Source organism: bacterium, assembly GCA_037128595.1.
Taxonomy (GTDB): Bacteria; Verrucomicrobiota; Kiritimatiellia; order CAIKKV01; family CAITUY01; genus JAABPW01.
In genome coordinates, this window is sequence record JBAXWB010000032.1 from 1 (window position 1) to 26011 (window position 26011).

23 protein-coding genes are annotated in these 26011 nt (G+C 56.9%); 10 read left to right on the forward strand and 13 right to left on the reverse strand.

Features of this window, described 5'->3' with window-relative positions; translation table 11 throughout:
- Window positions 1-539: 539 nt before the first annotated feature.
- The 13 genes from WCS52_16430 to WCS52_16490 all read right to left on the reverse strand — a co-directional run bounded on the left by WCS52_16430 (window position 540) and on the right by WCS52_16490 (window position 15980).
- The gene (locus tag WCS52_16430) at window positions 540-719 is read right to left on the reverse strand and encodes a hypothetical protein (GenBank protein MEI6168769.1); all 180 of its coding nucleotides are present in this window, start codon (window positions 717-719) and stop codon (window positions 540-542) included.
- A 123-nt stretch (window positions 720-842) separates the two neighbouring features.
- Complete coding sequence (locus WCS52_16435) at window positions 843-1142, reverse strand: type II toxin-antitoxin system RelE/ParE family toxin (protein MEI6168770.1); 300 nt, start codon at window positions 1140-1142, stop codon at window positions 843-845.
- 3 nt (window positions 1143-1145) lie between these two features.
- Window positions 1146-1367 carry an addiction module protein gene (locus tag WCS52_16440; GenBank protein ID MEI6168771.1) on the reverse strand — a complete coding sequence of 74 codons (222 nt, stop codon included), beginning with the start codon at window positions 1365-1367 and terminating at the stop codon, window positions 1146-1148.
- A gap of 157 nt (window positions 1368-1524) precedes the next feature.
- A complete protein-coding gene (locus WCS52_16445; GenBank protein ID MEI6168772.1) occupies window positions 1525-3198 on the reverse strand; it encodes a Gfo/Idh/MocA family oxidoreductase in 1674 nt (557 codons plus the stop codon).
- Window positions 3199-3592: 394 nt separating this feature from the next.
- Entirely contained in the window at window positions 3593-4678 is a 1086-nt protein-coding gene (locus tag WCS52_16450) for a DegT/DnrJ/EryC1/StrS family aminotransferase (GenBank protein ID MEI6168773.1), read from the reverse strand.
- Between the two features lie 7 nt (window positions 4679-4685).
- Window positions 4686-5645, reverse strand: a complete 960-nt coding sequence (locus tag WCS52_16455) for an NAD-dependent epimerase/dehydratase family protein (GenBank protein ID MEI6168774.1) — start codon at window positions 5643-5645, stop codon at window positions 4686-4688.
- Window positions 5646-5820: 175 nt separating this feature from the next.
- Entirely contained in the window at window positions 5821-7017 is a 1197-nt protein-coding gene (gene wecB / locus WCS52_16460) for a UDP-N-acetylglucosamine 2-epimerase (non-hydrolyzing) (GenBank protein ID MEI6168775.1), read from the reverse strand.
- An 87-nt stretch (window positions 7018-7104) separates the two neighbouring features.
- Window positions 7105-8256 carry an aminoglycoside phosphotransferase family protein gene (locus WCS52_16465; protein MEI6168776.1) on the reverse strand — a complete coding sequence of 384 codons (1152 nt, stop codon included), beginning with the start codon at window positions 8254-8256 and terminating at the stop codon, window positions 7105-7107.
- A gap of 104 nt (window positions 8257-8360) precedes the next feature.
- Window positions 8361-10598, reverse strand: a complete 2238-nt coding sequence (locus WCS52_16470) for a polysaccharide biosynthesis tyrosine autokinase (GenBank protein ID MEI6168777.1) — start codon at window positions 10596-10598, stop codon at window positions 8361-8363.
- A gap of 29 nt (window positions 10599-10627) precedes the next feature.
- The gene (locus WCS52_16475; GenBank protein ID MEI6168778.1) at window positions 10628-12142 is read right to left on the reverse strand and encodes an O-antigen ligase family protein; all 1515 of its coding nucleotides are present in this window, start codon (window positions 12140-12142) and stop codon (window positions 10628-10630) included.
- Between the two features lie 31 nt (window positions 12143-12173).
- Window positions 12174-13370 carry an outer membrane beta-barrel protein gene (locus WCS52_16480; GenBank protein MEI6168779.1) on the reverse strand — a complete coding sequence of 399 codons (1197 nt, stop codon included), beginning with the start codon at window positions 13368-13370 and terminating at the stop codon, window positions 12174-12176.
- 35 nt (window positions 13371-13405) lie between these two features.
- A complete protein-coding gene (locus WCS52_16485; protein MEI6168780.1) occupies window positions 13406-13993 on the reverse strand; it encodes a polysaccharide biosynthesis/export family protein in 588 nt (195 codons plus the stop codon).
- Window positions 13994-14267: 274 nt separating this feature from the next.
- Window positions 14268-15980 (reverse strand): hypothetical protein, encoded by a 1713-nt coding sequence (locus WCS52_16490; GenBank protein MEI6168781.1) that lies wholly within the window; start codon window positions 15978-15980, stop codon window positions 14268-14270.
- A 446-nt stretch (window positions 15981-16426) separates the two neighbouring features.
- On the opposite strand from WCS52_16490, the gene amrB reads away from it, so the two are divergent.
- From amrB to WCS52_16540, 10 genes are all read left to right on the forward strand, one after another.
- Window positions 16427-17275, forward strand: coding sequence for an AmmeMemoRadiSam system protein B (gene amrB, locus WCS52_16495; protein MEI6168782.1), 849 nt, complete (start codon window positions 16427-16429; stop codon window positions 17273-17275).
- Window positions 17276-17281: 6 nt separating this feature from the next.
- Entirely contained in the window at window positions 17282-18091 is an 810-nt protein-coding gene (locus tag WCS52_16500; protein ID MEI6168783.1) for a carbon-nitrogen hydrolase family protein, read from the forward strand.
- A complete protein-coding gene (locus tag WCS52_16505) occupies window positions 18088-19332 on the forward strand; it encodes a class I SAM-dependent RNA methyltransferase (protein MEI6168784.1) in 1245 nt (414 codons plus the stop codon). Before WCS52_16500 ends, WCS52_16505 begins: the two co-directional genes overlap by 4 nt.
- The gene (locus tag WCS52_16510) at window positions 19322-20608 is read left to right on the forward strand and encodes a TRAM domain-containing protein (GenBank protein MEI6168785.1); all 1287 of its coding nucleotides are present in this window, start codon (window positions 19322-19324) and stop codon (window positions 20606-20608) included. The genes WCS52_16505 and WCS52_16510 overlap by 11 nt, the downstream gene beginning before the upstream one ends.
- Before the next feature lie 385 nt (window positions 20609-20993).
- Window positions 20994-21986 (forward strand): type I phosphomannose isomerase catalytic subunit, encoded by a 993-nt coding sequence (locus tag WCS52_16515; protein ID MEI6168786.1) that lies wholly within the window; start codon window positions 20994-20996, stop codon window positions 21984-21986.
- A 404-nt stretch (window positions 21987-22390) separates the two neighbouring features.
- Window positions 22391-23656, forward strand: coding sequence for a hemolysin family protein (locus WCS52_16520; GenBank protein MEI6168787.1), 1266 nt, complete (start codon window positions 22391-22393; stop codon window positions 23654-23656).
- Complete coding sequence (locus WCS52_16525; GenBank protein ID MEI6168788.1) at window positions 23653-24621, forward strand: hemolysin family protein; 969 nt, start codon at window positions 23653-23655, stop codon at window positions 24619-24621. The genes WCS52_16520 and WCS52_16525 overlap by 4 nt, the downstream gene beginning before the upstream one ends.
- Window positions 24618-24890, forward strand: a complete 273-nt coding sequence (locus WCS52_16530) for a hypothetical protein (GenBank protein ID MEI6168789.1) — start codon at window positions 24618-24620, stop codon at window positions 24888-24890. The genes WCS52_16525 and WCS52_16530 overlap by 4 nt, the downstream gene beginning before the upstream one ends.
- Entirely contained in the window at window positions 24887-25444 is a 558-nt protein-coding gene (gene hpt / locus WCS52_16535) for a hypoxanthine phosphoribosyltransferase (protein MEI6168790.1), read from the forward strand. The genes WCS52_16530 and hpt overlap by 4 nt, the downstream gene beginning before the upstream one ends.
- Window positions 25441-26007 carry a hypothetical protein gene (locus WCS52_16540; protein MEI6168791.1) on the forward strand — a complete coding sequence of 189 codons (567 nt, stop codon included), beginning with the start codon at window positions 25441-25443 and terminating at the stop codon, window positions 26005-26007. Before hpt ends, WCS52_16540 begins: the two co-directional genes overlap by 4 nt.
- Window positions 26008-26011 lie beyond the last annotated feature (4 nt).

Sequence of the window (26011 nt, forward strand, 5' to 3'; positions counted from 1 at the left end):
GATTGCCCCGAACGTGGGCGCATGTAAAAACAGCGAGGATCGAGAGTCGTTCCAATATTCCTGCACCCCGAAGCGGATGCCATTCCTAAGCCCGGCGTGCAACCCCGGAAGGGCGCGGGGTCACGTCTTCACTTTTCACAATTGGATTATCTTCTTTTCAGCCACTTACTTCTTCTCGTTCTCTGTGATTGCGGTCAAACGGGCTCATCCATATTCAAGGTGGCGTTCGACGTCCTCGGCGAACGCATTCGCTTTCCTGGGGTCCAGTGCAGCCGCCGGGGACGTCCACCTCCGGTACTCCGGCGGACAAGTCGGCTGCCACCTTAAGGGAATTGGACATCGAACTGTCAACATTCAACGCCGAACGTCGAATCAGGCAGAAAGCATTAATATTGAACAGAAGGTCGCGAAGGGCGCAAAGATGAAAATAGTTGCGCCTGCGGCGTAAATTCAACGGGTTTTAAATCCCGAAATAATCCGCCGCAGCCGTTCTGTACTGAGCTTGCCGAATGGGCTCTGCGATCTTTGCGTACTTCAGATTATTCTTCAATAACGACGGGCCATTCTTTCTCGGGCCAGCCTTCGCGTTTCTGGAACTGTACGGAGTCAACGTCGCGCATGTATTTCAGGCGCTTGTCGGAGAGATACACCGTGGTGTCGTCCGTGGCACCGTCCGCGCGAGCCCGGGCAAGCAGATCTTCAAATTCTTTAAGTTTCATGGGCTTCATGTGTCTGCGGGCCCGCTGGCCTGTTTTCCCGTGGGAGGGTTAACATGTGCGCCACGGGCGCATCCGCCTACGGCGGAGATATACATCATGTTCAGGATGGGGTCAGGGGTGCTGTTATCTTATGTCGAGCAACTGCCTGATCGCCTGAGGATCTTTTGAAGAATGGAATACCCCGTATACGGTGATCACATCCTGTGAAACATAATAATAGACACTGTAGGGAAACCGCCTTAACAAGGCCCGCCGGAATACATTGTGGACCGTTCCGTTCGAATGAGGAAATTCGCTAAGTTCACTGATTGAGGCGTAAGCCATCCGCAGAAAGTCTTCACCCAGTCCCGGGGCACGGTTCTCATACCAGGCGCGTGCCCCTACCAAATCGTCAGCGACTTCCGGAACATAAGCAACTCGCATGGCCTATCTCCGCGCATTCACAGCTTTTTTAAGCTCTTGCTCTGACAATAACGCGGATGGATCATCTGCATATTTCTGAAACCGCCGATCCAATTCCTTCTTGTGACTGTCCGGAACCTGAAGGCTGTCTGGCTGTTGTTGAATTGAATCCCAAACGTCTTCAATCCATAAAATTCTGCGTTCAACGGGCATCCTTAAGACGCTTTCTAATTCAAGCGCTGTCATACCATCCTCCATTTCCTGTGGAACAAATAGTATCACAATCCGCAGGCAGGTGTAAACTTGGACTCGTCTTCCTTCCGACCTCCCACGAGGAAAAGAGGGCTAACATGTGCGCCACGGGCGCATATCGATGTCTGAATCTCTTCCGGTTGTTTCTCATTTAGTCGTCAAGCGTCTTGAACTCATCATAAGTCTTGGTGCCTTTGGTCAGTTCCGGGGGTAACGGTGCCTCCTCATCAAGATCCAGACACCTCAGCACGCCCGCGCTCACTTCGTGATAGCGATACCCGGACTCAGGACAAACCAGATTCCCTTTTTCATCAGCCTTCTTCAGCAAGTGGCCATGCCGACTCATCCAGCCCTTCTGGCGCGCGGGATTCCCCACCATCATGGCGTAGTCAGGAATATTCTTTGTGACCACGGCCCCTGCCCCAATCAAGGCGTATCGCCCAATCTCCACGCCACACACAACGGTAGAGTTGGCCCCCAGCGTGGCACCACGCCGGATGACGGTCTTTTCATACAATGCATGACGATTCACCTGTGACCGGGGATTCGTGACATTGGTCAACACACAGCTTGGCCCAAGGAACACATCGTCTTCAATGGTCAGCCCGGTATATACCGAGACATTGTTCTGAATCTTAACATTATTTCCAATCACCGTGCCGCCATCCACATTGACGTTCTGACCGATAACACAGCGCTCTCCAATTCTGGCCCCCTTAAGGATGTGGCTGAAGTGCCAAATCCTGGTGCCTTTCCCGATTTCAGCCCCCTCATCCACAAAGGCGGACGCATGGGCGAAAAAGGAGGGCGGAACGGACAGCGGCGACCCCCTTGACGAAACCGGCTCACCGTGACGGTCCAGGCTACGTTGCGCCATGCTGAGAGTCTGGAGGACGCGCACCCCTTCTGCGCCGTCAGTTCTGGGTCGGCACCGAGTGTGACAGCAGTCAAGGAAGTGCTGGCACTCCTTGCGCAAGGGTTCCTCTTCAGGAAGCGGGATCGCCTCCCCCTTGACTTTACTTGGAACCGGAACCGAGTCCTTATCCCAAGAAAGATAGTCGCCGTAATAGAGCAACTTTTCCGGCCAGGGCTTGGTGTCATCAAATACAGCCATCCCCAATGAGCCCACCACCGTGAGCTTCTGTTCCTTAAAAGGATTCAGCCAGGAAACATGCATATGCGCACGAACTCCGCTGGCAAATGACATCGCCGTCAGCGTGGTATCGCAGATACCGGGCTGAAGATACGCGCCTCCGCTACACGCCACGGTCTCGGGCAATTGATTACCGGTCAGGGAAAGTATAACGGAAAGATCATGCGGCGCAAAACTCCACAAGGCATTCTCCTCGCGTCGGATTTTGCCTAAATTCAAGCGATTGGATGTGATATAATGCAATTTACCCATTTTGCCGGAAGCCACCATGGCCTGGATCGCCTCCACACAGGGATGGTACTGCAGCAGATGACCAACCATCAGGATACGGCCCTGCGCGGCGGCAATGCCCACGAGCTCCTGTCCTTCGGCATCAGACAAACAGAGCGGCTTTTCAACATACACATCTTTCCCGGCCAAGAGGGCGCGTCTTGCTAGCGCATAGTGAGTCTCTGCCAGGGTCGCCAAGACGATCGCCGAGATGTCGCCACGCGCCAGGACATCATCTATCGCGCCAACCACAGGGATGCCCGGCGCCAGCTCTGAGGCCGTCTTGCGGCCACGCTCCGCACCATCGCACACCAGGGACAATGCCCCCAGGGCATGGAAATTCCGGACCAGGTTCTTTCCCCAGTAACCGCACCCGATAACAGCTATTTCAGGCTTATTCATAGACACACAGCGGATCAGGAAAGATTTACCACGGAAAAACGGAGATTTAGAGAGAGAAAACAATCAATGGCGCCAACCGGAACCCTTCCAGGTGATAAATGAAGAGTTTTGACAGAATTTACAGAATTAACAGAATGCTGCTCCCCGAATCAGTTGTTTCTTTTTTCTGTGAATACGTTTCACGAATTTCGCATAGGGCAGGAACTTTTCAAGTGACCCTTATGAGCTCCATTTAAAGCCCTTGCCCTATGAGAAATTCGTGAAACATATAGAATTTGAAGAGGAATCCGAGGACGCCGATTATACTCCTCTTCATTCTGTTTATTTTGTTCATTTTGTCGAAATTCCTAACGATGTTTGACAGCAAACGGCGAAAAGTTAGCCCATGCGGAGATCACATGCACCTTACCGCCGCCACCACCTGATCCTGCTCGGCATCGGACAGGAAGGGGTGCATGGGTAGACTTATTACCTCCCGGGAGGCGCGCTCTGATTCGGGGAAATCCCGGATCTTATATCCCAATGGCGCAAAAACAGGTTGCTCATGAAGACACTTAGGGTAGTAAACAGTACAGGGAATCCCTTTGTTCTTCAAACGCGCAGCAACGCCATCCCGATCAGGAACGCGAATGGTGTACTGCGCATAAACGTGCGTATTGCCGGTCATTACCTCAGGCACCACACAGCTGCCGCGCAGTAATTCCGTATAGCGGGCCCCAATCCGAATGCGGGCATCCACTTCTGACTGAAAGTGCGGAAACTTGGCCAACAGAATCGCCGCCTGAAGCGTATCGAGTCGCCCGTTCATTCCCAGGTAAGGGTGGTGATGACGCCGCTCGCCCCCATGCGTCCGGATGGCTTTCATCTTTGCCGCCAGCGCATCATCGTCTGTAAACAGTGCGCCCCCGTCGCCATAGCAACCGAGCGGCTTGGCGGGGAAAAAACTGGTACTACCAATGAGTGATACGGCTCCGCTACGCCGTCCCCGCTGGGTAGCGCCAAAGCTCTGTGCACCATCCTCAAGCACAGCCAGATGATGCTTCGCCGCAATTGCATTGATGCGCGCGTAGTCAGGCATCTGCCCAAACAGATTTACCGGCAAAATCGCTTTGGTCCGAGGGGTCACGGCCGCCTCAAGCCGATCCACATCCATGTTGAAGGTGACCGGATCAATATCGATAAATACCGGCCTGGCACCGACCAATCCAATCACTTCGGCCGTACTGATCCAGGTAAAGGGAACGGTAATAACCTCATCACCCGGCCCCACCCCGAGCGCACGCAGCGCAATTTCAAGACTGACCGTCCCGCTGGCCACCGTAAGCGCATGCTTTACGCCCACATACTTTGCCAGCACCTCTTCCAACTCCGCGATCTCGGGCCCCATGATATAATGCCCATGGTCGAGCACCACCTGCATTCGGGCGTCAATTTCAGCCTTATAGCGCTGGTACTGTGTCTTAAGGTCGATAAATTCCATTTATCGCTTATTTTCCCGTATACGCCTTATACCACTCAACAAACTTCGGGATGCCGACACTGATCGGCGTGGTGGGGTGGTAACCGCATTTTTGCTGGATTCGTCCTATATCCGCATAGGTCTCAGGAACATCGCCCGGCTGAAGCGGCAGGAATTCCATTTGAGGGGTTACCCCCAAGGCCTGACCCAGGAGCGTGATCATGTCGAGCAGGGCTTCAGACCGGTGATTGCCGATATTGAAGATCTCATAGGGGGCCAGCTTTTCGGTAAATAACGAACCCACGACCCCCTGGATGATATCGTCAACATAGGTGAAATCCCGACGCATCTGGCCATTGTTGAAGACCTTGATGGGCTTGCCCGCCAGCATGGCTTCCGCAAACAGCCACATCGCCATATCCGGGCGCCCCCACGGGCCATAGACGGTGAAAAAACGCAGGCCGACGGTCTGCATGCCGTACAGGTGGGTATAGGTGTGGGCGTTCAATTCGTTGGCTTTTTTCGTGGCGGCATAGAGGCTGACGGGCGTATCAACCGCATCGGTCTCACTGAAGGGGAGTTTCGTATTGCCGCCATAGACGCTTGAACTTGAGGCGTATACCAAACGCGGCGTTTTGGCGTGCCGGCAGGATTCCAGAATGCTCAAAAACCCTTCGGAATTTGCCCGTTGATAGGCAAAGGGATGCGAGATTGAATATCGCACACCCGCTTGTGCCGCCAGATGACAGACTCGATCAAACTTGTGTGTTTGAAAAAGCGAGGTCATGAGCTTGTAGTCGCAAATATCCGCTTCTACGCCCGTGTAGCCTGATCGTTTTTCCAGAATCTCATGGCGGTCGCGTTTCAGCTTTACGGAATAGTAATGATTGAAATTATCAATCCCGACGACCGTGTGTCCGAGATCGAGGAGTTTATTACTCAAATGTGAGCCGATAAAGCCGGCGGCACCTGTGACGAGTATATGCATGGGGTTTCCTGAGGAGTTTCGAGTTGAAAGTTCAGAGCTGAATGTTACAGAAGGCTCCGGGTGATCCGGTGGTTTTGACAGAGCAAAACCCTCCATTGAAAAAATGCTGCGGTATCAAAAATGGAGGGCGCCGCTCTGTCGGCGCCGGTTGATCCGGCGGCTTAAGACGTGATGTCTATGCCGAAATGGCCTTTATTCTAGTCGCAATGCGTTCCGCCGCTTTGCCATCACCATAGGGATTATGAGCATGCGTCATGGCGTCATAGACGGCCTTATCGGTCAACAACTGATGCGCGGTGGTGACAATCTTCTGTCGATCCGTCCCCACCAGAATCACGGTTCCTGCGGTCACCGCTTCCGGCCGCTCGGTGGTATCGCGCATCACCAATACCGGCTTACCCAGCGACGGCGCCTCTTCCTGCACTCCGCCCGAGTCGGTGATGATCAAATAGGAACGATTCATGAGCCAGACAAAGGGCAGGTAATCCAGTGGCTCGATCAGATGCAGGTTGGGAAGCGGGGAGCGCGGAGCGGGGAACGCGGAATCAAGAGAAGCAGCACCGAGGATCCGCCTGACCGGCTCCTGGACATTAGGATTCAGATGGACGGGATAGATGATTTCAACATCGCTATGCGCCGCCGCTATCTCCTTGAGGGCATAACAGATGTTCTCAAAGCCTTCGCCAAAGTTCTCGCGCCGGTGACCGGTAACGAGGATCAATCGTTTGCCGGCGTGACTCGACCATAGTGACGTAAGTCCCGGATACTTCATCACCAGGTCCTGAGCCACTCGCTCGCCCGCATTCCCTTCTGACAACTTGGCCCGGACCATCAGCAGGGCATCAATCACCGTGTTGCCGGTAACGGTAATGGCCTCATCGGCCACACCTTCTGCCAACAGGTTTTGCCGCGACGGCTCAGTGGGCGCGAAGTGATAGCGGGTGATGACCCCGGTCAGGCGGCGATTCATCTCTTCGGGCCAGGGCGAATAGAGGTTCCCGGTCCGCAGTCCTGCCTCCACATGACCCACCGCGATCTTCTGGTAATAGGCGGCCAGACTGGCCGCCATGGTGGTAGTGGTGTCCCCATGGACCAGCACCAGGTCAGGCTTGGCCTCTGCAAGGACGGGAGCCAGCCCCTGAAGCACGCTGCAGGTGACGTCCGTCAGACTCTGACCCGGTCTCATGATGTCCAGATCATAGTCGGGAACGATCTCGAAGAGGTCCAATACCTGATCAAGCATCTGACGGTGCTGAGCCGTGACACACACGCTCACAAAAAAACGGGCCGGGTACTTCTGCAGCTCCTTGATGACGGGCGCCATCTTGATGGCTTCCGGCCGGGTGCCGAAGATGAAGAGGACTTTTTTCATAACCATGGCGCCGACAGAGCGGCGCCCTCCATTTCGGATACCGCTCCATTTTTAAAATGGAGGGTTTTGCTCCGTCAAAACCTTACTTTAGTTACAGCGTGAAATCAGGGAACGCAGGGCTTTTTCGTGGGCTTCGACCCGTTCGCAGAGCCGGAACTGGACCGCCGCGCGATCCAGATTATGCCGGGGATGACGGGTCTTGAAATAGACATTGCCCGCCAGATGATCCTGGAGAAACCTGAGCCCGAGTTCAAAGGTGATCAGCCGGATGGAATCATACAGGTAAGCACGATCATTCGGGGTCAGAAAATCCGCCGCCTGCGCGATATACCCGGTCGTAAACGCCTCACACAACACGAGGCTAAGTTCCACCTGATCCAAATCGACCGCCTCCTCCCCTGCCGGATTGCAGATGGAACGGACGGCATCCCCGTAATCCCACTGGATCAGGCCGGACCCGACGGTATCGAGATCGATGATGCTGGTCCCGCGGCCGGTAATGTTGTCCATCAGGATGTTACTGATTTTCGGATCGCCATGCATGATCTGGACCCGCAATTCCCCGTGGGCCCGTGCGGCATCCAGCACGCCACATAACGAACGTCGCGCCTCTACGAAACGACAGAGCTCTGCGGTCAGACGGTCATTTTTGATTTGTTCCTTCGCTGCCTCCATAGGCAGGGTAGCGTCATAGGCGGCCAGATAGCCAGGAGTGTGGTGAAAGCCGGGAATGGTGACTTCCAGACTCTCAGGGGCGAGGTCCATCACCAGCCGATGGAACTGGCCGAGCACCGTTCCGGCTTCCCGGGCATGGCCGATCCCCTGGGCCTGGTCATAGGCCACCGCGGAATCAATCAGGGTAATGGCACGCCAATACTCACCCGCCTCATCCAGATGAAAGGTGGCCCCGGTTTTGGCCGGAATCAGACGCGGCAACTGCCAGATGCGGTCGGCGGTGGCCCGCTCTTTTTCGAGGCGGTGATGAACATGCTCCGTCACCAGCCTTAAGTTCTTCATCAGGGCTTCAGGTTTCTTAAAGACCTTCTTATTGACATGCTGGATGATGCAGCGGGTTTCCGAGAAACTCGTGCGGTAGATCGACAGATAGGTGTCATTGATGTTACCCGACCCTACAGGAAACATGCCCACCGGCGCACCAGGCACATCGAACTGACCCGCGACCTGCTCCGTGAGCCGGTCATCGCGACGATCGAATGAAACTTGATTTTTACGAAACATAATCTTCCTCACAGTCCTTAATCTGAATTCTTCAATGGAGGGTTTTGCTCCGTCAAAACCCTTCTAACCGCTGGCGCCGACAGAGCGGCGCCCTCCATTAAAATTCACCCTTCCCGCTTCATATCTTCTGGCGGGTAGGGCTGATAATGGCCGTAATAGTGATATGAATAGGAGTTGTAGGGCGAGCCCTTCGCAAAATCGATGTCGTTGATCACCGCGGAGATCATGCGGACTCCCGCCTCACGGAAACGGTGAATGGTGTGGAAAGTGGCCCGTTTCCGGCTGGTTTCCGGGCGAGCCATGACGAGCACACAATCAGACAACCCAGCCAGCACCAGGGCGTCACTGACCAACCCCAGCGGCGAGGCATCAATGATCACCCGGTCATAATGTTCTCGAGCCCAGGTAAGCAGTTCAACCACTTTCTGGCTTCCGACCAATTCGGCGGGACTGGCGCCCTTAACGGGCCGACTGGCAACGACGGTCAGGTTCGGACACTCGGTGGCATAAGCCAGCGCAGAGGGGGTGGTGACGATCGACGAATCAGACAGATAATCCAGCAACCCCCGCCCTTCCGGCGGCATCGGGAAGATGCCTACCAGCCGGGGCCGTCGCAAATCAAAGTCGATCAGGAGCACCTTCTGCCCATTTTTCGCGCAGGCAATCGCCAGGTTACAGGAGGTAATGGTCTTGCCTTCCGCCGGAATGGAACTCGCCACCAGAATGACTTTCGACTTCTCCTTGTATTGTGCTGAATCGAGCATGGAGCGCAAGCCCGCAAAGGCCTCCGTGATCTGACTGAACCGCTGGTTCAGGGAGGCTGTGGCAATATCACTGCGTCGCCCGGCCTTGACGTGTGGCACCATGGCCAGCACCTTCACGCCAATTTCGGCCTCAAGATCATGCGGACCGGTGACATGGTCCTCCATCGTGTCAGTAATCAAGGCCAGCGTCACCCCCGCCATGAGCCCCAGCAGGATGGCAAGCGCGATGATGCGCAGCGGTTGCGGTTTGATCGGCTTTTCCGGAACTGAAGGCCGCTCCACAATCTTGACCGTGGCCGTGTTCTCATCGGCCGCCATGCGGGCTTCCTGGATACGCCCCAGAATGCCCCGGTAGGCGGTATCACTGGCATCGCGCGTCCGCTCCAAAGCGGTCAAATGCGTCCGCCGTTCCACGATCTGCAGTTCGAGATCGGAGGCCAACTTGGCCTGATCGGCTTTTTTCTGCCGCAGACTCTCCGCCTGCTTCCTGAACAGCTCCAGATTTGAAGCGGAGGTGGCTTTGGCGCGATTGAGCGAGTCCAGCGCCTGGCTGCGGAACATCGCTACCATTCCATCTTTGGCCAACACCTCGGGATGTTTGGCCGTGTATTTTGACAGCAGGGCGTCACGCTCGGCCAGGGCGGCCATCCATTTATCCATCGACGCCTTGATTTCGTCGCCCCGCGGGATGGAGGTGGGGAGTTTCCCGGCATTTTCGGGTTTAAGCTCGACCGCGGTGATCGTATTCAGGAGGTCGCGCTCCTTGGCTTCCTGACTCTCCAGCGCCACCAGCACCTGATTGAAATCCATCAGGGCGTTGTCCACGGTCTTCCGCTGGCTCTCAAGCACATCGATTTTGTTCTCCTGCCGGTATTTCAACAAGGCGGCGTCCGCCTTTTCCACCTCGAGCCGCTGGTTCGCGCATTGCGCCTCCAGCCAGATCACGGCGGCATCGGAGGCCGTCCGGTTTTCGTCATAGACGCTGGCCTCCGCCGCTTCCGCAAAGGCGGTGCAAAACTCCGCCGCGAACTGGGGCTCCGTGTGGTTGAACTCGATTTTAACCAGGCGGGTCCGGCGCAGAAGGGTGAGGTTCAGATTGGCAAACAGGCCATTGAACGCCTCATCCTGAAGCTTGCACTCCGGGTGTTGCTTGCGGTACCGGGCGATGGCGGCCTCCCGCATGACGCGCCCCTTGAATTTCTCAAGGCGGGTATTGAAGATCTCCTCGGACTGTGAACTGGCGCCCTGATCCTCGATGACGGCGGCCTGTTGCGTCATGATCCGGGGGCGCCGCACGCTCAGTTCCACTAAACTGACCGCCTGATACACCTTGGGGGTGGTCATGAGATAATAGGTGGCGGCAATTCCGGCAAACATCAGAACCAGTAACACCGTCAGCCACTTCTTCCGTATCACGCGGAGCAGGCGGAACGGATCAAGCGAGCCCAGCAGGCCTGAAGATTCGGTGGGGGCTCCCCCATAATAGGGCGTGCCATAAGGGGCGCCATAGGGCGGGGTCCCGCCTTGATAATGAGGATGACCGGGGTCGGCAGGATTCGGAGGGGGTGGTGTATTCATAAGAGGGGTGGGAGGGGTTCAGGGTTCAGTTACGACGTTTCATGTTTTTTAAATGCTGTCACCTTTGGCAGGGTGGCCAGGATCACGATCCAGGTACAGAGAATAGCGGGGCAGCGGAACGGCAGATCAATCAGACTGAAAATGACGACGAGCAAAAGGCCGACAATACCCATGACCCTGAGGGGGTCGTGACGAGTTACAAACACCCTCACCCTAGCCCTCTCCCCTTCCTCCTTCGCCAAGGCTACGGCGGACATGAAAGGGAGAGGGGAAAGAGTCAGCGCTGCCACTGCTGCTACCATAAGTCCAAAGCCGACGATTCCGAATTCAGTGAGATATTGAAGAATGTCGCAATGCACATTGGCTCTTCCTTCGCTTTGCACCAAATCTTTCCAGTCCTCTTTGGGTATGTAGAAGGCTAGCAGGTAGCTATACCCCCAGCCCCCGACGCCGAGAAGTTTGTGATCCTGCCACATTTGCCAGGCCGCCACATCCTGTTCCCACCGCCCCCCGAGTGCCAGATTAAGATCATCCAGAACAGGAAACAGTAAGTGGTGTACCGGTTTTTTGACGGAAAACTCTTTGGCGATGTCCTTGCTACCAAAGCCCGCCACGGCAAAATAGAAAACAAACAAGATGGCGATCGTGGCAGCCGCCAAATTGACGCGTCCCGCGCGAGGCAACTTCCGCCAGCCCCGCACGAGTCCATACACGGCCACAAAGCCCGCCAACGCCCAGGCCAGAATCACCCCGGCCCGGCTCAGGGAGAGATTGGCGCCAACGAGACAAAGCAACAGGGTGGCGGCCAAGGCGGGCACTTGCAGCGATTGCATGCTTCTTAATGTGGGAGGGGCGCTATGCGCCGCGATGTCATGGGAGGCCACATCACGCAAAGAGTCGCGGCGCGTAGCGCCCCTCCCACCAAAACTTCCCTCTTTGAAGATCTCGCGATAGAGCAGCCCGGCGGCCAGCGCGCCCATCAGAACGAAATAGGCCGCGGCATGGTTGGTGTAGCCGAATGAGGCAAAAAAGCTGTCCCCTATCGGCGCAAGCCAATACTGCGAGCGTGTGCGCGTCAGGAATTGAACAATACCAAATAACGCCAGCAGTCCTGCGCTATAGACCAATCCCTGCAACAGGGCGGATAAGGTGCGGCGGCTGACTGCGGGGGAGCGAACCACGAGCCCCAGAACCCAGGCGGGGAAAAACCATAACAACATCTGGGCGGCTTCGGGCCGGGTGACCGCTGAAGGCCAGTGGGGGTAACGGGGTAGAGAGTACCGCCACTCGTTACACCCGACATCAAAGTAGAGAACCCGGCCCGCATTCCACCACTGTATCGCCAGATAGCCGAGAAAGAGGAGCCCGAAATAAAAGAAAAGATCACGCCACCAGAGGCGTGATCTTGAGGCCAACAGGACAATCAGAAGAACCCCGGCGGCCCAGATGGAGGGAGGTAACCATGCCACCTGCAGCCCGCCCCATACCCAGGTAAGGTATGCCAGGATCAGCGCCACCCCGGATACGAGGAATTTTTCAGTCATCCTGCAAATGCATTAGGGCGAGATTGGCCGCTTAGTACTGGAGGTTCAAGCCCAGCGCAACCCGGGTTTCGTCGTACGTGGGCGAAATGGTCGACTTCACATTCGAGTACTGCACCTCGGTAAAGAGTTTCAGGAACTTGGCCGGCGTCAGATAGTCCACGCGGCCGCCAATACCGGAGCCCTTATCGGTCCGATCCTTTGTTCCTCCCTCAACCGTCACCGGATCAAGGTAGTCGTCTTGCCGGAAAGAGGCGTTACCAGACACAATAATCGTGGGGATGATCTTATACGAAGCCCCGGCCCAGACGGCGTTATAGGCACTGCCGTTATCGGCGTAGAGCGAGGAGAGCACCGTTCCGTTACGGCCGCCCGCCTGGACCGTGATTTTGTCCGTCGCAACCCAGGAGGCGGACAGGTCGTAATTGAAGGACGTGACATCATCAGAGCTTGGCCGCTCATAGAGTTGTACACCCGCCCCGCCCTTAAAGATGAGTTTATCCGTTCCGCGGGTTTTCATCCCCACCCGGCCGATGTAATAACTGGCGGGATCACTGATCACCCCGTTATCCTGGAGGCCCGCCTGCAGGGTTACGAGACTGTCCGTTTTGTCGGTCAGCCGATAGGCCCCTTCAGCCTGGCCAATATGATTCTGGATGTCAAACAGCGTAGGATCGACATAATTGATATCATCAAACCGGTAGCCAACATCCAGCACCATTTTGTCGGTCAGGCCACGCCCGACAGAAAGCCCGACATTATTGATGTCACGCCGACTGGTTGCGCTGGAGTCCAGAACGGAGTCAGGCGATACCCCGAGCACCGCAGCTTCAGAACCATGCACATCAATATCTTCCACGCGGCGGAAGGTCTGATCCGCCTGAATGACAAACGTGTCATAGGTCCCCTGCTTGAACTTCAGGATTTCGCCGCCACTGGTGAAGTCCTTATCGGTCAAGTCGCTGTAGCTCCGGTTACCCAGGAACCCTAGACCGGAAAAATCGACCTTATTGGCCGAGTACCCCATCTTCAGCCCAGCCTCAGAGTCGAGGAAAAAGTCATCCTGCTTCGCCACAGGCGTTTTGTCGACATTGGAATCATAGGTCTCTTTCAGATTCGCATACGGGCTGAACATCCAGGGGCCGGCATGGATACCGTTGCCGGGTTCGGCGCTGGCGGCGGAAATCATGGCAAGGCCCATTATGGCGCTAACAATCACTCGTTTCATCATACTCTTCGCTTTCTTCTACTTATTCGTTCAGGTTTTCAAAAAATCAGTTCAGGAATAAACACCACATCATCCGGTTCCAACAAGACATCATTTTCAATCATGCCTTCAGCCCCCACTGAACGCAAATCAACTTCCCACGTTTTAACACCCCCGCCGGGACGCTTGCGGGTGATGCGAATGGCATTTTCCTTGGCACTGGTATCGTAGCCGCCCGCCTGCTGGATCGCCCCGCTCAGGGTCAGATCCCGGGTGGCGGGCAGACTGATACGACCCGGCTTTTTCACCCGGCCCAATACCGTCACATTACCCCAGGGGGAGAGCCCCTCCTTATTATCATCCCGGACAAACTCCACGATGACCTGCGGATTGACATAGAACTCCTTGTAAGCCGAGGTTAATTGGGCGCTAAAGCTCTCCAGACTCTGGTCGCTGACCTGAACGGTCCCAAGCAGGGGCATGGCAATCGTTCCGTTATCCGTAATCCGCTTACCAGTGGCCGCAATCTCATTTTTCCCAGCAACCAGTACATTGACATTAATCACAAGCCCCGGGCGAAGCTTGGCCGAGTCAGCCGGTTGAGTCGTCCGAGTTTGCTCCTTGATCTGCGGCTTCGCAAGGGACAAATCTCCAGCCCCCTTTTGATGGGGGGATGTATGGCACCCTGAGCCCAAGGCCCCAGCGATCAACAAAAATAAAACTGATGCGAAACTTTTCATGATCAAAAAAATCTATTAACGCTTACATTCACGATAGACTCCGTCCCCGTAAAATATGCATTTAGTTTGTTATGATAGGCACTTTCGCCCTGGAAAGCGAACCTTATCGCGTTAGTTTTTGATTAAGCGTCAAACAGGGCGATTACACAGAATTAGCAGCCTCATGGCCGGTATTGCCATTTCAGATAGCCCAGTATTGCGACTTCAACCCCTTAACTGAGGTGAATTCCATCCTTCTGGAGTCCACTTTCAACACCGCGAGATCCGGCGTCACCTCAAGGGTGATGACCGCTCCAGGACTCCGGGATTTGAAAATGCAGGCCAGCAGGATCGCTTTTTCCACCCCGTCGCCCCGGCCGAAGTTCCAGACTTCATCCGGCTGGGCGAGTCGTCCGGCCTCATCATAGATCGATTCCAGAGGCATGGCCAGCACCACCGCCATGACTTCATCATCAGTCATCGGTCTGGAGCCCGCCAGAGAGACCGGATTGCGCTCCACCGCTGCCTTGAGAAAGGGCCCCGGCTCAGAGCGATTGAGGTCGCGATAGGCATAAAAGGCCAGATCGGCGGCGGGCAGCGTGGCCCGGAGCGATTCCAGCCGCGTGATGATGTCCTCACGGGTCATCTCCTTAGTGATCCCCAGGGGCGCATTCGCCGGAACAAAGGAACGCTGGCTCGCCGGCGGAATCCGTGGCTCGACATGACAAAACTTGATCAAATGCTCCATCGCCCTGGCAGAATCCATACAGGTGCAGGCAAATTGGGCTTTCAGGCGGGCGGTATCCTCAGGCTGGCTCAGGTCCGGCTTTTCCCGGCGCACGTAATCCTCAAGGTCATTCAGCACGATCCGTCCAGTCATCCGCTCCGTAACAAACTGGTCCATATCAATGTCCGCCAGCAGCGCGTCCCGGGTCTTGTCCGTGACCAGGAATGAACTCTCGTCCTCATACTGGAAGGCGACCTCCAGGGGGACATAATGGGTGACACCATGTATGGTTCCCCTCAGTTGGAAGCATTTCTGGAGGTCCCGTTTGTGACGCAGAAAGTTACCCATCACCTCATCCGTCAGCGGCGTATCCAGAAACGCCTTGAGCTTATCGGAGAACCGCTTATAAGCCACCGGATCAATAGAGGCGGCCGGATAAACGGTGTGGATCCAGCCCGTCTCATGCGCCACCACCGTGACCTCTTCGTTTTCCAAGGCCCGTCGCGCCTGAGCTGAGAGCGCCGTCCCGTTGCACCACATCTTCTTGGTCACCAGCCGCCGGTTATTGGTCAGGATCCCCTCGTCTAAATCCACATAATTCTGGGAGTGCAGCGGCGTGGCCAGGAGATAAATATCCTTCAGGGGGATCCCTGCCACAATATACAAGGCGGCCGCATAGAGGGCCGCCAGCGAGACACATTCGCCCGCGCCGGTCGAATACCCCGCCTTATGACAGAAGGCATCCATCGCCTCGACGGTTTCCGTTTTCCAGTAGGGGATCGCGTCCGTCGTATATTTATTCAGGCCGAAATGGGTGCGGATATCGATATCAAAATAATACTTATCGCCTTCATACCCGAACAGGGCATTCGAGCGCCGGATCGTGTCCTCTTCCAAAAAGGGGCGGAACCGGGCCATCTCGCGGTCTTTTGTGGTCAGCCCCCAGGTGTCCAGGTCCAGGTTGAAGGCATAGTGGTCCATGATGTATTGCTTGAGGCGGGTTATCCGACGGTAGGGCTTCATCTTGGCCAGACCGGCGAACCAGGGATCCTCGCGCCACTTCCAGATCCGGGGTGACATCAAATTGGCAAGCATCAGCGCATACATCAGCTCCGGGAAAACAAAAATCTCCATGTCGGAGAGCGTCACCGCCGAAGATCGCAATTCAAGTTCTCGTTCAGCACTCACACTATCACCCCTTCTAATTTGGAAAGCATGATGAAACACCCCTCCTCTGGTGTCAATAAGGGATCGTAGTAATCCAGAATGCGAGAAGACTTCACCACTGATTCAAGAAATAACAGAAAACGGGTTTTTCCCGGACATCAGGGAAAATATGGAAGCTCAAGGGCTTGATCCCGCCATGATTCTTTAATGTCCCCCGAAAACCGTTGCGGGATTTTCAATTCGGGGAAGACCGCAGTACGGTCCCGTGTAGCCCAATAGACCGAGCACCCCGAATTAATAATGCCGCAACATTTTGCCTGCCCTGAGGTTCCTCGAAAGGGAGTTCTTTGCCTGAATCTGAATTTCCGAAATTTCCGAAATTAGTGGTGAAGTCTTCTCTTTTTTCGGAACTGGACTAAACGGGCGGCAGGGGTGATAATATGAAAATAGGAAGGGGAAATATGAGTATGCGAAATCAAATTATCCGCCCTGCGTTGGGTGCGGGGAAGTGGTTTCCCGGGGTGCGGGGGCCACTGAAGCAGTTCATTGCTGACGCCCTCGAAAATGCTTTCATCCCGGAAGTCAAGAACCCCATTTTCGCCGCCATCTCCCCGCATGCGGGATATGTCTATTCCGGCCCCACCGCCGCCTACACCTATCGGGCCATTCAGGAAAACAGCCTCCTTCACGGCGCTCCCGATACCGTCGTCGTACTGGGCTTCAGCCACCGCGAACAGATACCGGGCGTGGCCATCATGGATGGCGATGCGTTTTCGACCCCGCTCGGGACAACGCCTCTGGATCAGGACAGCGCCAGCCTCCTCCTCAAAGCCGACGCCCGGATCAAATTCGATTACCGCCCACACATGGGGGAACACTCGCTCGAGAATCAGGTCCCCTTCATCCAGACCGTCCTGCCCGCCGCCTCACTGGTGATGGTCATGATCGGACCGCGCGACATGGGGCTCCTTGGTCCCCTGGCGACCGCCCTGACAAAATTAGCGGCCAAGAAAAAGATTCTCGTCGTGGCCAGTTCTGATATGCTCCACGACCCGTCTTACGAACAGGTTCGCAAAACGGATCAAGCCACCCTGCGCAAAGTGGTCGGGATGGATATTCAGGGAATCATGCACGACTGGGATTATTCCCATCAGATATTCTGCGGCATCGGCCCCGTGGTCACCGCCATGAGTTATGCACAACAACAGGGATGCAAAAAAGCCACGCTACTGCGTTATCGCAATAGCGGAGATGATTTTCCCGAAAGCCGGGGAGAATGGGTTGTCGGCTATGGCGCCGTGGCCTTCACCACCTGACCCCTCATGAACCACCCTGCCAACCATCTCAAAATCACCCTCGTTCAGGTCGACGCGGGTCGCGATGTTCAGGCCAACCTGACCCGCACCAAGCAGCTCCTGACGGGCATCGGCACGACGGACCTGATTGCCCTGCCGGAAGTGTTTGCCATTCGCGGCAGTGATGAGGAGTTTCGCCAAAATGCGGCCCCCCTCGCGGGCCCCCTGATGACCTTCCTGGCCGCCATTGCCCACCGCCATAATGCCTGGGTCCTGGCCGGCAGCCTCATGGAACAGCATGAGTCCGGCGTTTACAACACCAGCGTCCTGCTCAACCGCCGGGGAGAAATCGCCGCCTCCTACCGCAAGATGCATCTCTTTGATGCTGAACTGGATTCAGGAAAAATCATCCGGGAAAGTGACCTCTGGCAGGCCGGCACCGCCCCCGTAATGACGGAGCTCGAGGGCTGGAACTGCGGCATGGCGATCTGCTACGACCTGCGCTTTCCTGAACTGTTCCGCCACTATTCCACACTCGGGGCGCATCTCTTCTTCCTGCCATCCAACTTCACCCAGCGTACCGGCCAGGACCACTGGGAAGTCCTGCTCCGTGCCCGGGCCATTGAAAATCAATGTTTTGTCATCGCCCCCAACCAGTGCGGCACCAACCCGCACACCGGCGTGACCAGCTACGGGAACAGCATGCTAGTCGGCCCCTGGGGCGAAGTCCTGGCCCGCTTCGGCACCGACGCCCAGGCCGCCACCTTCACCATCAATATCCATGATCTCGAAACCACCCGCCGAACCCTTCCGGCACTCACGCACAGGAAATTATGAATGATGAATCCAACATGAATCTCACCTCTCAAATCTCAGATCTCAAATCAGATACTTTTCCCCTCCTCATCTCCTGCGCCCGGGGCATCCCCCCCTATGCCCGGGCGGAGCTGACGGCCATGGGGTTCCCTATCGTGGAGGAACTGGAAGCCGGCGTTGAAACCACCGGCACGCTCCATGACGCCATGCGCCTGAACCTGTTCCTACACACCGGCAACCGGGTGCTGCTTGAACTCAGCCGGTTCCGGGTCCGCCAGCCGGAGGATCTCTACCAGCACCTCCTGACGATCCCCTGGGAAGACTTCATTCCGGACGACGGCTATTTCACCGTCACCTCCTTCATCAACACGGCCGCCATCCGTGATGACCGGTTTGCCAACGTCAAAACCAAGGATGCCATTGTGGACCGCATCCGCGAAAAAACCGGGCGGCGTCCCAATTCCGGCAATGACCGCACCGGCACGGTGGTCTTCCTCTACTGGAACCAGGGGAACGCCAAGATCTATCTCGACACCTCCGGTGAATCGCTTTCCCGCCGGGGCTACCGGAAAATCCCCATGCTGGCCCCCATGCAGGAAACCCTGGCCGCCGCCATCGTCTGCGCCACCGGGTGGACGGGTGAAGGCAATTTCCTCAACCCCATGTGCGGCAGCGGGACCCTCTCCATCGAGGCCGCCCTGATCGCGCAGAACCGGGCCCCCGGCCTCCTCCGCAGTAACTTCGGCTTTATGCACATCAAGGGCTTTGATGATGAGGCCTGGCAGAAAATCCGGAACGAGGCCCGCGCCCTCCCGAAACGGAAATTCACCGGACGGATCATTGCCTCCGATATTCGCGCCGACGCCATCGAGGCCGCCCGCCAGAATGCCCGCACCGCCGGGGTGGAACAGTTGATCGAGTTTGAAATCTGCGACTTCGCCGATTCACCGGTCCCTGAAGGCGGCGGCGTGTTGGTCCTGAACCCCGAGTACGGCGAGCGCATGGGCGAGGAGGAGCTGCTTAAGCCCGTCTACCGCGGGATCGGCGACTTCTTCAAGAAACAATGCCAGGGTTATATGGGCTTTGTATTCACGGGAAACATGGCTCTGGGCAAAGGCATCGGCCTGCGCCATTGCCGGCGCATCCTCTTTTTCAACAGCAATATCGAGTGCCGGCTCCTCGGCTTCGCCCTCTATTCCGGTTCCAAAAAAGACAAAACACCCGGCACCCCCGAACCGCAGGAAGCCCCCGTTGAGCCCTGATCCCCTGACCGTACACATTAGCGACGTCACCACCGGCGGACGCGGTGTCGCCCGTGTTATGGAGGGTTTTGCTCCGTCAAAACCACCCGGAAAGGTCTGCTTCATCCCCGGCGTCCTGCCCGGCGAGACCGTGACCATTGAGATCGTCAAGGATCGCGGCGGCTTCCTTGAAGCCCGCGCCACCGCCCTGATCACCGCCTCCCCTCATCGCATCACCCCCCTCTGCCCCCTCGCCGCTGACCTCGCCCATCTCCCCTCTCACACTTCACCTCTCACGCCTCACGTCTCACGTCTCACCTCCACCTGCCCCGGTTGCTGCTACCAGCACGCCACCTATGAAGAGGAGATCCGGATCAAGAACCAGCAACTTCATTCCGCACTCACCCGTCAGGCAGGGTGCGCAGAGGAAGTGTTCCTGCCGCCCGTCCCCTCGCCCTCCCCGCTCGGCTACCGCAACAAGCTGTCACTCCATGGCCAGATCGATGGCAAGGACCGGCGACTGGGATATTTCATGGACGACAACGTCACGGTACTGGATGTGCCGGCCTGTCCGCTGGCCGTTGACCCCATTAACGCCCAGCTCAAAACCCTTCACGAGGCCCCTTCCTTCCGCCGCACCTTGCGAAGTGACATGACCCTCATCTTCCGCTGGACAGAAAAAGATGGCGTCCAATGGTGGCGGAATAAGGCGGCGGAAAATGACACCTGGCTGGTTGAATCCTCGATCCTCGGTCCGCTTTCGGTTCCCCGCGACAGCTTCTACCAGATGAATCCACGGATGGCCGATTTGCTGATAAAATCGGTGCTTAACACGTTAAGCAACCATATTCCGCAGACCGTGGTTGACCTTTACTGCGGGGTAGGCGTCTTTGCGCTGGCCGCCGCGACCCTGGGCATTCCCCGCGTGATCGGAATGGATCTGGACGGACCCGGCATCAAGGCGGCCGCCTTCAACGCCAAAAAACTCGGTCTGTCGTCCATCGAATGGATCACGGCCTCAGCCGAAAAAGGCATGATCAAACTCAAGCTGGATGAGCCGGAGCACACCACCCTCATTGTGGATCCGCCCCGCACCGGCATGGGTCCCTTGATGGTCCGCGACATTCTCACCCAACGCCCCGCCCGGATTCTCTATATCTCCTGTGCCCCTGATACCATGACCCGCGACGTCGCCTGGCTCAAGGAAGGCGGCTATCAGGTCCAGTCCGCCCAGCTCTTCGACATGTTCCCCCGCACCGCCCACTTTGAATCTCTGACCGAGTTGAAACTCGTCTAGCGGAAGAAGATTTTACCACGGAGAGTAGAGAGAGAATTCGAAGATAATGTTGCGGAATTTATAATTCCGGAGTACCGAAATTCAAAATTCCGCAACGGTTTTCTGGAGTTATACCACGAGAAAGAGGGGTTAAAGAAGACCTGACCCGACCTGGTCCAAGAATCCTGACCGAAGGAGCTTACCTGCTGTGAGTGAGTCGCACTGTCGAAGGGCTCTCCTGTATTCCTCAAGGAAACCGTGGCGTTTATTCCGGCCACATGTACTCATGGGGGCGAAATAAACGCCACATTTGCATTTCCTTCTCTCTCTCAATCTCCGCGTCTCCGTGGTAAATCCTCCTCTTCCCCTTTCATTCCGCCCCTGCTCTGTGGTAAAGATTCCTCCCATGAACACAACTGACCTGTATCCGTTTATTCTCGAACCGGCCTACAAGGATTACATCTGGGGCGGCGACCGCATTCCGGCCCGATTCCATCGCGACCAACCTCCAGGCGTCTATGCCGAATCCTGGGAACTTTCCGACCGCCCCGAGGGGATGAGCGTGGTAGCCAATGGGGCACTTAAAGGACAAACCCTGGCCGCCCTCGTCACCCGGTTTGGCAAGGAGTTGCTAGGCCATGCCATCCAGTCCTCTTCCTTTCCCCTGCTCGTCAAGCTGATTGACGCCCGGGAGCGCCTGAGCATTCAGGTTCATCCGGACGATGCCGCGGCCGCCCAAGGCATTGGCGAAGCTAAAACCGAAACCTGGCATATTCTTGATGCCCCCAAAGGCGGGCACGTCTTTGCCGGTCTCAAAGCCGGCATCAATGAGGCTGCCTTCCTGAGCGCCCTCAAGGCCGGCCGGCTGGAAGACACCCTGCAATCGGTCCCGGCCAAGGCGGGCGACACCATCTTCATTCCCGGTGGCCGCGTCCATGCGATCTGCGAAGGCATGCTGATCCTGGAGATCCAGCAGAACTCCAACACCACCTACCGCGTATATGACTGGGGCCGGGTGGATAAGGCCGGCAAGCCGAGGGAACTCCATCTGGAACAGGCCCTCAAGGTCATCCACTGGTCTGATTCCGCGCCCGTCATCACCACCCCCCGCCTCATCAGCGATAAGCCCGGGGCACGGGTTACCGAACGGGTGGTCTCCCCCTATTTCCGGTTGGAGCAGCTCGATCTCACCGCTCCGTTTTTTGTCCAACACGATGGCGCCAGTTTCCACGCCCTCTTCAGCGAAACGGACGAGATCAAGATTATGTGCGAGGCCGGGACTGAAACGCTCCCCGGCGGCCGCACCTGCCTGATTCCCGGCAAACTGGACCGCTACACCCTCAAGCCGACAGGGAAACGGGCCACGGTCCTGCGGATCTCAGCGCCTGTGCCCGCCTGACGCACTGACGGGGAAAAGAGGAAGATTTACCACGGAGAATCGGAGATTTAGAGAGAGTAGAAAATCCAAATGTGGCGTTAATTTTTCCGCATGAGTACATGTGGAAAAATTAACGCCACGGTTTCCTTGAGAAATACAGGAGAGCCCTGCGACGCTTCGTATCACTCATGGTGTTCTCCAGAAAGCGTGGCGGGATTTTTCATTCAGGCTTGCCCCGCGCTTATCGCGGGGTACTCCGGAATTAAAAATCCCGCCACATTATTTGTTTTCTCTCTCCAAATCTCCGCTTCTCCGTGGTAAATCTCTTCATGTTTCGCGGAGATTGAGATACGTCTGCCCTGCTTCGGCGGTCTTGCCAACCCCCTGATCTTCCATTATCCTCCGCCTGAGTTAAGGAAGTTGTTATGAGCGGTTTAATTATAGCGGAAGGGGCCGGCCTGGGAGTGCTGTTGCTGTTGTCTGCGTTCTTTTCGAGCGCAGAGACGGCCCTGTTCTCGCTTTCCCCCATGCAGATTCACCGGCTGAGACGGCACCATCCTAAGGCCACGAAACGACTGGAGGAACTGCTTGCCGCCCCGGCCGACCTGCTCGCCAGCGTTCTCATCGGCAATACCATCGTGAATGTAGCGGTCGCCAACCTGGGGTTTGTGGTCGCAGAACAACTTTTTCCGAGCCATGGCGAATGGGTCGCCATCCCGGCCGTCACCGTGATCCTTATTGTTTTCGGCGAACTGGCCCCCAAGCGCCTGGGCCTGAGTAAACCCGATTCGCTGGCCATGCTCTATCTGCCGGCCCTCACCCTCCTCATCCGGCTCTGCGCCCCGCTCCACCTCCTGATGGAGAAAATCACCCACTCGTTCCAATCCCATTTCACCCCGCGCCGGTCGGCCTTGACCAAGGCCGAACTCCTGACGGCCGTGGACGTCGGCCATGAAGAGGGCGTCATTAACAAGGAGGAACGGGCCATGGTGGATGGCATCATCCGCCTCGAAAAACTCCAGGCCAAGGACGTGATGACCCCGCGCGTTGATCTGATCAGTCTGGACATCGAAGATGACGCCTCCACCTTTGCGGGGGTCTGCCGCAAGGCCCGCTTCCGCTTCCTGCCCGTCTGCATCGGGGATCTCGACCATGTGAAAGGGTTTCTGGATGTCGCCCGGTACCTGATGGATCCAGGGAAAGATATTTCGGCAGCCCTCCACCCTCATTTTTATGTGCCCGACACCGCCCCTCTCGACACCCTGCTCACCATGTTCCAGCAGCAGTCCCGCCGGCTGGCCATCGTCATCGACGAATACGGCGGCACCGCCGGCCTGATTACCATTGGCGACATTCTCGACGAAATCGCCGAGTTCACCGGGGAGCAACCGGATGGACAAAGCCCCAACATTGAACCCGTGGGCGAAAATCGCTGGCAGGTCGCCGGTGATACCAGTCTTGAGGAAGTGAATTACGAACTGGATCTCGGCCTGGATATCGAGGGGGCCGACCGGATCGCCGGCTGGGTGACGGCCCATGCCCGCCGCTTCCCGAAAACGGGCGACATCATTGCGGCCCAGAAATGCCGGGCCACCGTGTTGCAAATGCGAAAACACCGCATCACCCGTGTCCTGATTGAGAAAAACCCGGAACTTTCAGAATCCGAACAGGAAGAAGGAGTCCGGGTATGATGCTTTCCGATCTCATCCTCATTCTCCTCTGCCTGATGGGTGCCGGATTCTTTGATGGAATGGAAACCGGGGTGATCTCGCTCAACCGGATGCGACTGAGACATCTGGCTGAAACCGGAGACCGGGCCGCCCGCATTCTTCAGAATTTCCTCCAGCAACCGGACCGTTTGCTGGGGACCACTCTCGTCGGCACCAACATCTGCATCGTCATTGCCTCCGTAGTCTCCGCCAATTGGACGGCCCGGATGCACCCCTGGTTCCAAACCTTGAACGCCCTGGCCACGTCACTCATTATCCTGATCTTCGCCACCTACCTGCCCAAGGCCTGGTTCCAGAGTCACCCCCTGGAACGGTGCCGCCCCTTCGCCAAGGCCCTGCGCTGGAGTTCGCTGATTCTACGTCCACTGATTGATGCCATGAACTGGATCACGAGCTGGATGATCCCTTCAGCCTCCGCCCCGAAAGCCACCCGCGCGCTCGTCGCCACCAAGGACGAAATCGACATCCTTGCCCAGGAAAGCGCGGATCATGGAGCGCTCTCTGCCCGCCAACGTATTATGATCCGCCGCGTCCTTGAGCTGTCGACTAAAACGGCCTTCCACATCATGACGCCACGCGCCACCATGGCCATTCTTCCCGCCTCGGCCGATATGACGGCGCTGATGGAGAAAGTGCGCGAATCTGCCCATACCCGCCTCCCGGTCTGTGAGGAGGATGGCAGCACTATCAAAGGGACCATCAACTTCTTCGATGTCATGGCCGGTTGCGAGGATTGCCTGGGCGGCAGCATCAAGCCCTATATCCGCCCCGCCCTGTTCATTCAAGAAACGACCCCGTTGATGGAGGCCTTCGCCAAGCTCCGCCTGTCAAAACAGTCCATGTGCCTGGTGGTCAATGCCCAATCGGAGGTCATCGGCCTGATTACCAACCAGAACGTCCTTCAAGCCATTGTGGGGAAATTATGACGCCCGGCCCGCGCCCCGATCAAAGTAAGGAGGCCTGCCCCGCCTGCAGCCGTTTTACCGGAATGCACCTGACCTGCCCGTACTGTGGCGAGGACACCCCACGACGCCCCCTGTACCGCCTCTTGAGACTCACGGCGTTCACCTTGAGCCTGATCGGCCTGGCCATACTGCTACTGCTCGCCTGGCGTTCCCCGCCTCAGGTCATTTCGATTGCCGCCATTCGCCCGGCGATGAATCACGACCTCGCGCACAAGGACAGCCCTCCATGAAGCAGGATCAAGAGATGCCGGGCCACCACATCCTGTTTCCCGCCGTTCAGATCCAACAGCGGGTCAGCCGATTGGCCGCGGAGATTGCTCAGGCGTACGGGCAGGAGGAATTCCTGGCCGTCTCGATTATGAAGGGCAGTTTTGTCTTTACGGCCGACCTCCTCCGCGCCCTCTCCGAACACCAGGCCCAGCCCGTTCTGGATTTTATCACCCTGTCCAGTTATGGCTCCGGCACAATCAGCCGCGGCGCCATTTCGATCGTGGATGAACTGACCGCGTCGGTTACAGGCCACCGGGTGCTCATCATTGACGACATCCTGGACACCGGCCGTACCCTTCAGACAGCCTGCCGCCTGCTTTCCGAACGGGGCGCCAAGGAGGTCCGGACATGTGTGCTGCTGGATAAACCCGCGCGCCGCGCCGTCCCCATTGAGGCCAATTATTGCGGCTTTAAAATCGAGAATGTTTTTGTGGTGGGATACGGGTTGGACTATAACAACCGGTTCCGTCAGCTGCCCTACCTGACCACTCTCACCCCGCCCCCGGCACTATGAGTGGTCCGGATTTACTGGCCATCATGCCCCATGTGCTCGTGCCCCATCTGGGTTGGATCCTCTGGGCAGGGGTCATTTTGTTAGTCCTGACGGAGCGACCTCGCGCCGCGCCGACTGCCCTGCCGGCCCGGACCCACCTCCTCTACACACTGGCCCCTGTCGCAGCCGGACTGGCCACCCTGCTGCTCTCCGGCCTGCTTGGACTGATTCTCTTCTACCGATCGCCGCTTCCGCTGACGGCTTCTTTCCTGAATTTTATCCCGGCCATGATCGGGATGTTCGCCATGCCCGAACTGTTGATGACTATTTTGGTGCCGGGCTACTCGCGCGGCTCGGCAGGGACGCCTCGCCCTACCCAAACACGCGTCACCCCTGCGCTGTATTATGGGGTTGGCGCGGGAGTAGCGGGAATTTCGGTTATTGTTGTCGGCACCACCAGCTGGCCCGGCCTGCTGATCCTGCTGACGGCCACCGGCATCGGCCTGCTGCCCCGGCTATTTCAAGCCCGCCCCATCCAGGGAATCGGCCTGGCGCTGATCCCCCTGGCCTGCGCGCTCATGTAGTGAA

What these genes read in the sequence shown, in the direction of transcription:
- WCS52_16500 (MEI6168783.1), top strand. Translation starts at nt 17,282, where the DNA reads ATGAACCACCCTGCCAACCATCTCAAAATCACCCTCGTTCAGGTCGAC.
- WCS52_16515 (MEI6168786.1), top strand. Translation starts at nt 20,994, where the DNA reads ATGAACACAACTGACCTGTATCCGTTTATTCTCGAACCGGCCTACAAG.
- WCS52_16445 (MEI6168772.1), bottom strand. Translation starts at nt 3,198, where the DNA reads ATGAATAAGCCTGAAATAGCTGTTATCGGGTGCGGTTACTGGGGAAAG.
- WCS52_16450 (MEI6168773.1), bottom strand. Translation starts at nt 4,678, where the DNA reads ATGGAATTTATCGACCTTAAGACACAGTACCAGCGCTATAAGGCTGAA.
- WCS52_16455 (MEI6168774.1), bottom strand. Translation starts at nt 5,645, where the DNA reads ATGCATATACTCGTCACAGGTGCCGCCGGCTTTATCGGCTCACATTTG.
- WCS52_16505 (MEI6168784.1), top strand. Translation starts at nt 18,088, where the DNA reads ATGAATGATGAATCCAACATGAATCTCACCTCTCAAATCTCAGATCTC.
- wecB (MEI6168775.1), bottom strand. Translation starts at nt 7,017, where the DNA reads ATGAAAAAAGTCCTCTTCATCTTCGGCACCCGGCCGGAAGCCATCAAG.
- WCS52_16470 (MEI6168777.1), bottom strand. Translation starts at nt 10,598, where the DNA reads ATGAATACACCACCCCCTCCGAATCCTGCCGACCCCGGTCATCCTCAT.
- WCS52_16465 (MEI6168776.1), bottom strand. Translation starts at nt 8,256, where the DNA reads ATGTTTCGTAAAAATCAAGTTTCATTCGATCGTCGCGATGACCGGCTC.
- hpt (MEI6168790.1), top strand. Translation starts at nt 24,887, where the DNA reads ATGAAGCAGGATCAAGAGATGCCGGGCCACCACATCCTGTTTCCCGCC.
- WCS52_16440 (MEI6168771.1), bottom strand. Translation starts at nt 1,367, where the DNA reads ATGACAGCGCTTGAATTAGAAAGCGTCTTAAGGATGCCCGTTGAACGC.
- WCS52_16525 (MEI6168788.1), top strand. Translation starts at nt 23,653, where the DNA reads ATGATGCTTTCCGATCTCATCCTCATTCTCCTCTGCCTGATGGGTGCC.
- WCS52_16480 (MEI6168779.1), bottom strand. Translation starts at nt 13,370, where the DNA reads ATGATGAAACGAGTGATTGTTAGCGCCATAATGGGCCTTGCCATGATT.
- WCS52_16475 (MEI6168778.1), bottom strand. Translation starts at nt 12,142, where the DNA reads ATGACTGAAAAATTCCTCGTATCCGGGGTGGCGCTGATCCTGGCATAC.
- WCS52_16540 (MEI6168791.1), top strand. Translation starts at nt 25,441, where the DNA reads ATGAGTGGTCCGGATTTACTGGCCATCATGCCCCATGTGCTCGTGCCC.
- WCS52_16430 (MEI6168769.1), bottom strand. Translation starts at nt 719, where the DNA reads ATGAAACTTAAAGAATTTGAAGATCTGCTTGCCCGGGCTCGCGCGGAC.
- WCS52_16435 (MEI6168770.1), bottom strand. Translation starts at nt 1,142, where the DNA reads ATGCGAGTTGCTTATGTTCCGGAAGTCGCTGACGATTTGGTAGGGGCA.
- WCS52_16520 (MEI6168787.1), top strand. Translation starts at nt 22,391, where the DNA reads ATGAGCGGTTTAATTATAGCGGAAGGGGCCGGCCTGGGAGTGCTGTTG.
- WCS52_16530 (MEI6168789.1), top strand. Translation starts at nt 24,618, where the DNA reads ATGACGCCCGGCCCGCGCCCCGATCAAAGTAAGGAGGCCTGCCCCGCC.
- amrB (MEI6168782.1), top strand. Translation starts at nt 16,427, where the DNA reads ATGCGAAATCAAATTATCCGCCCTGCGTTGGGTGCGGGGAAGTGGTTT.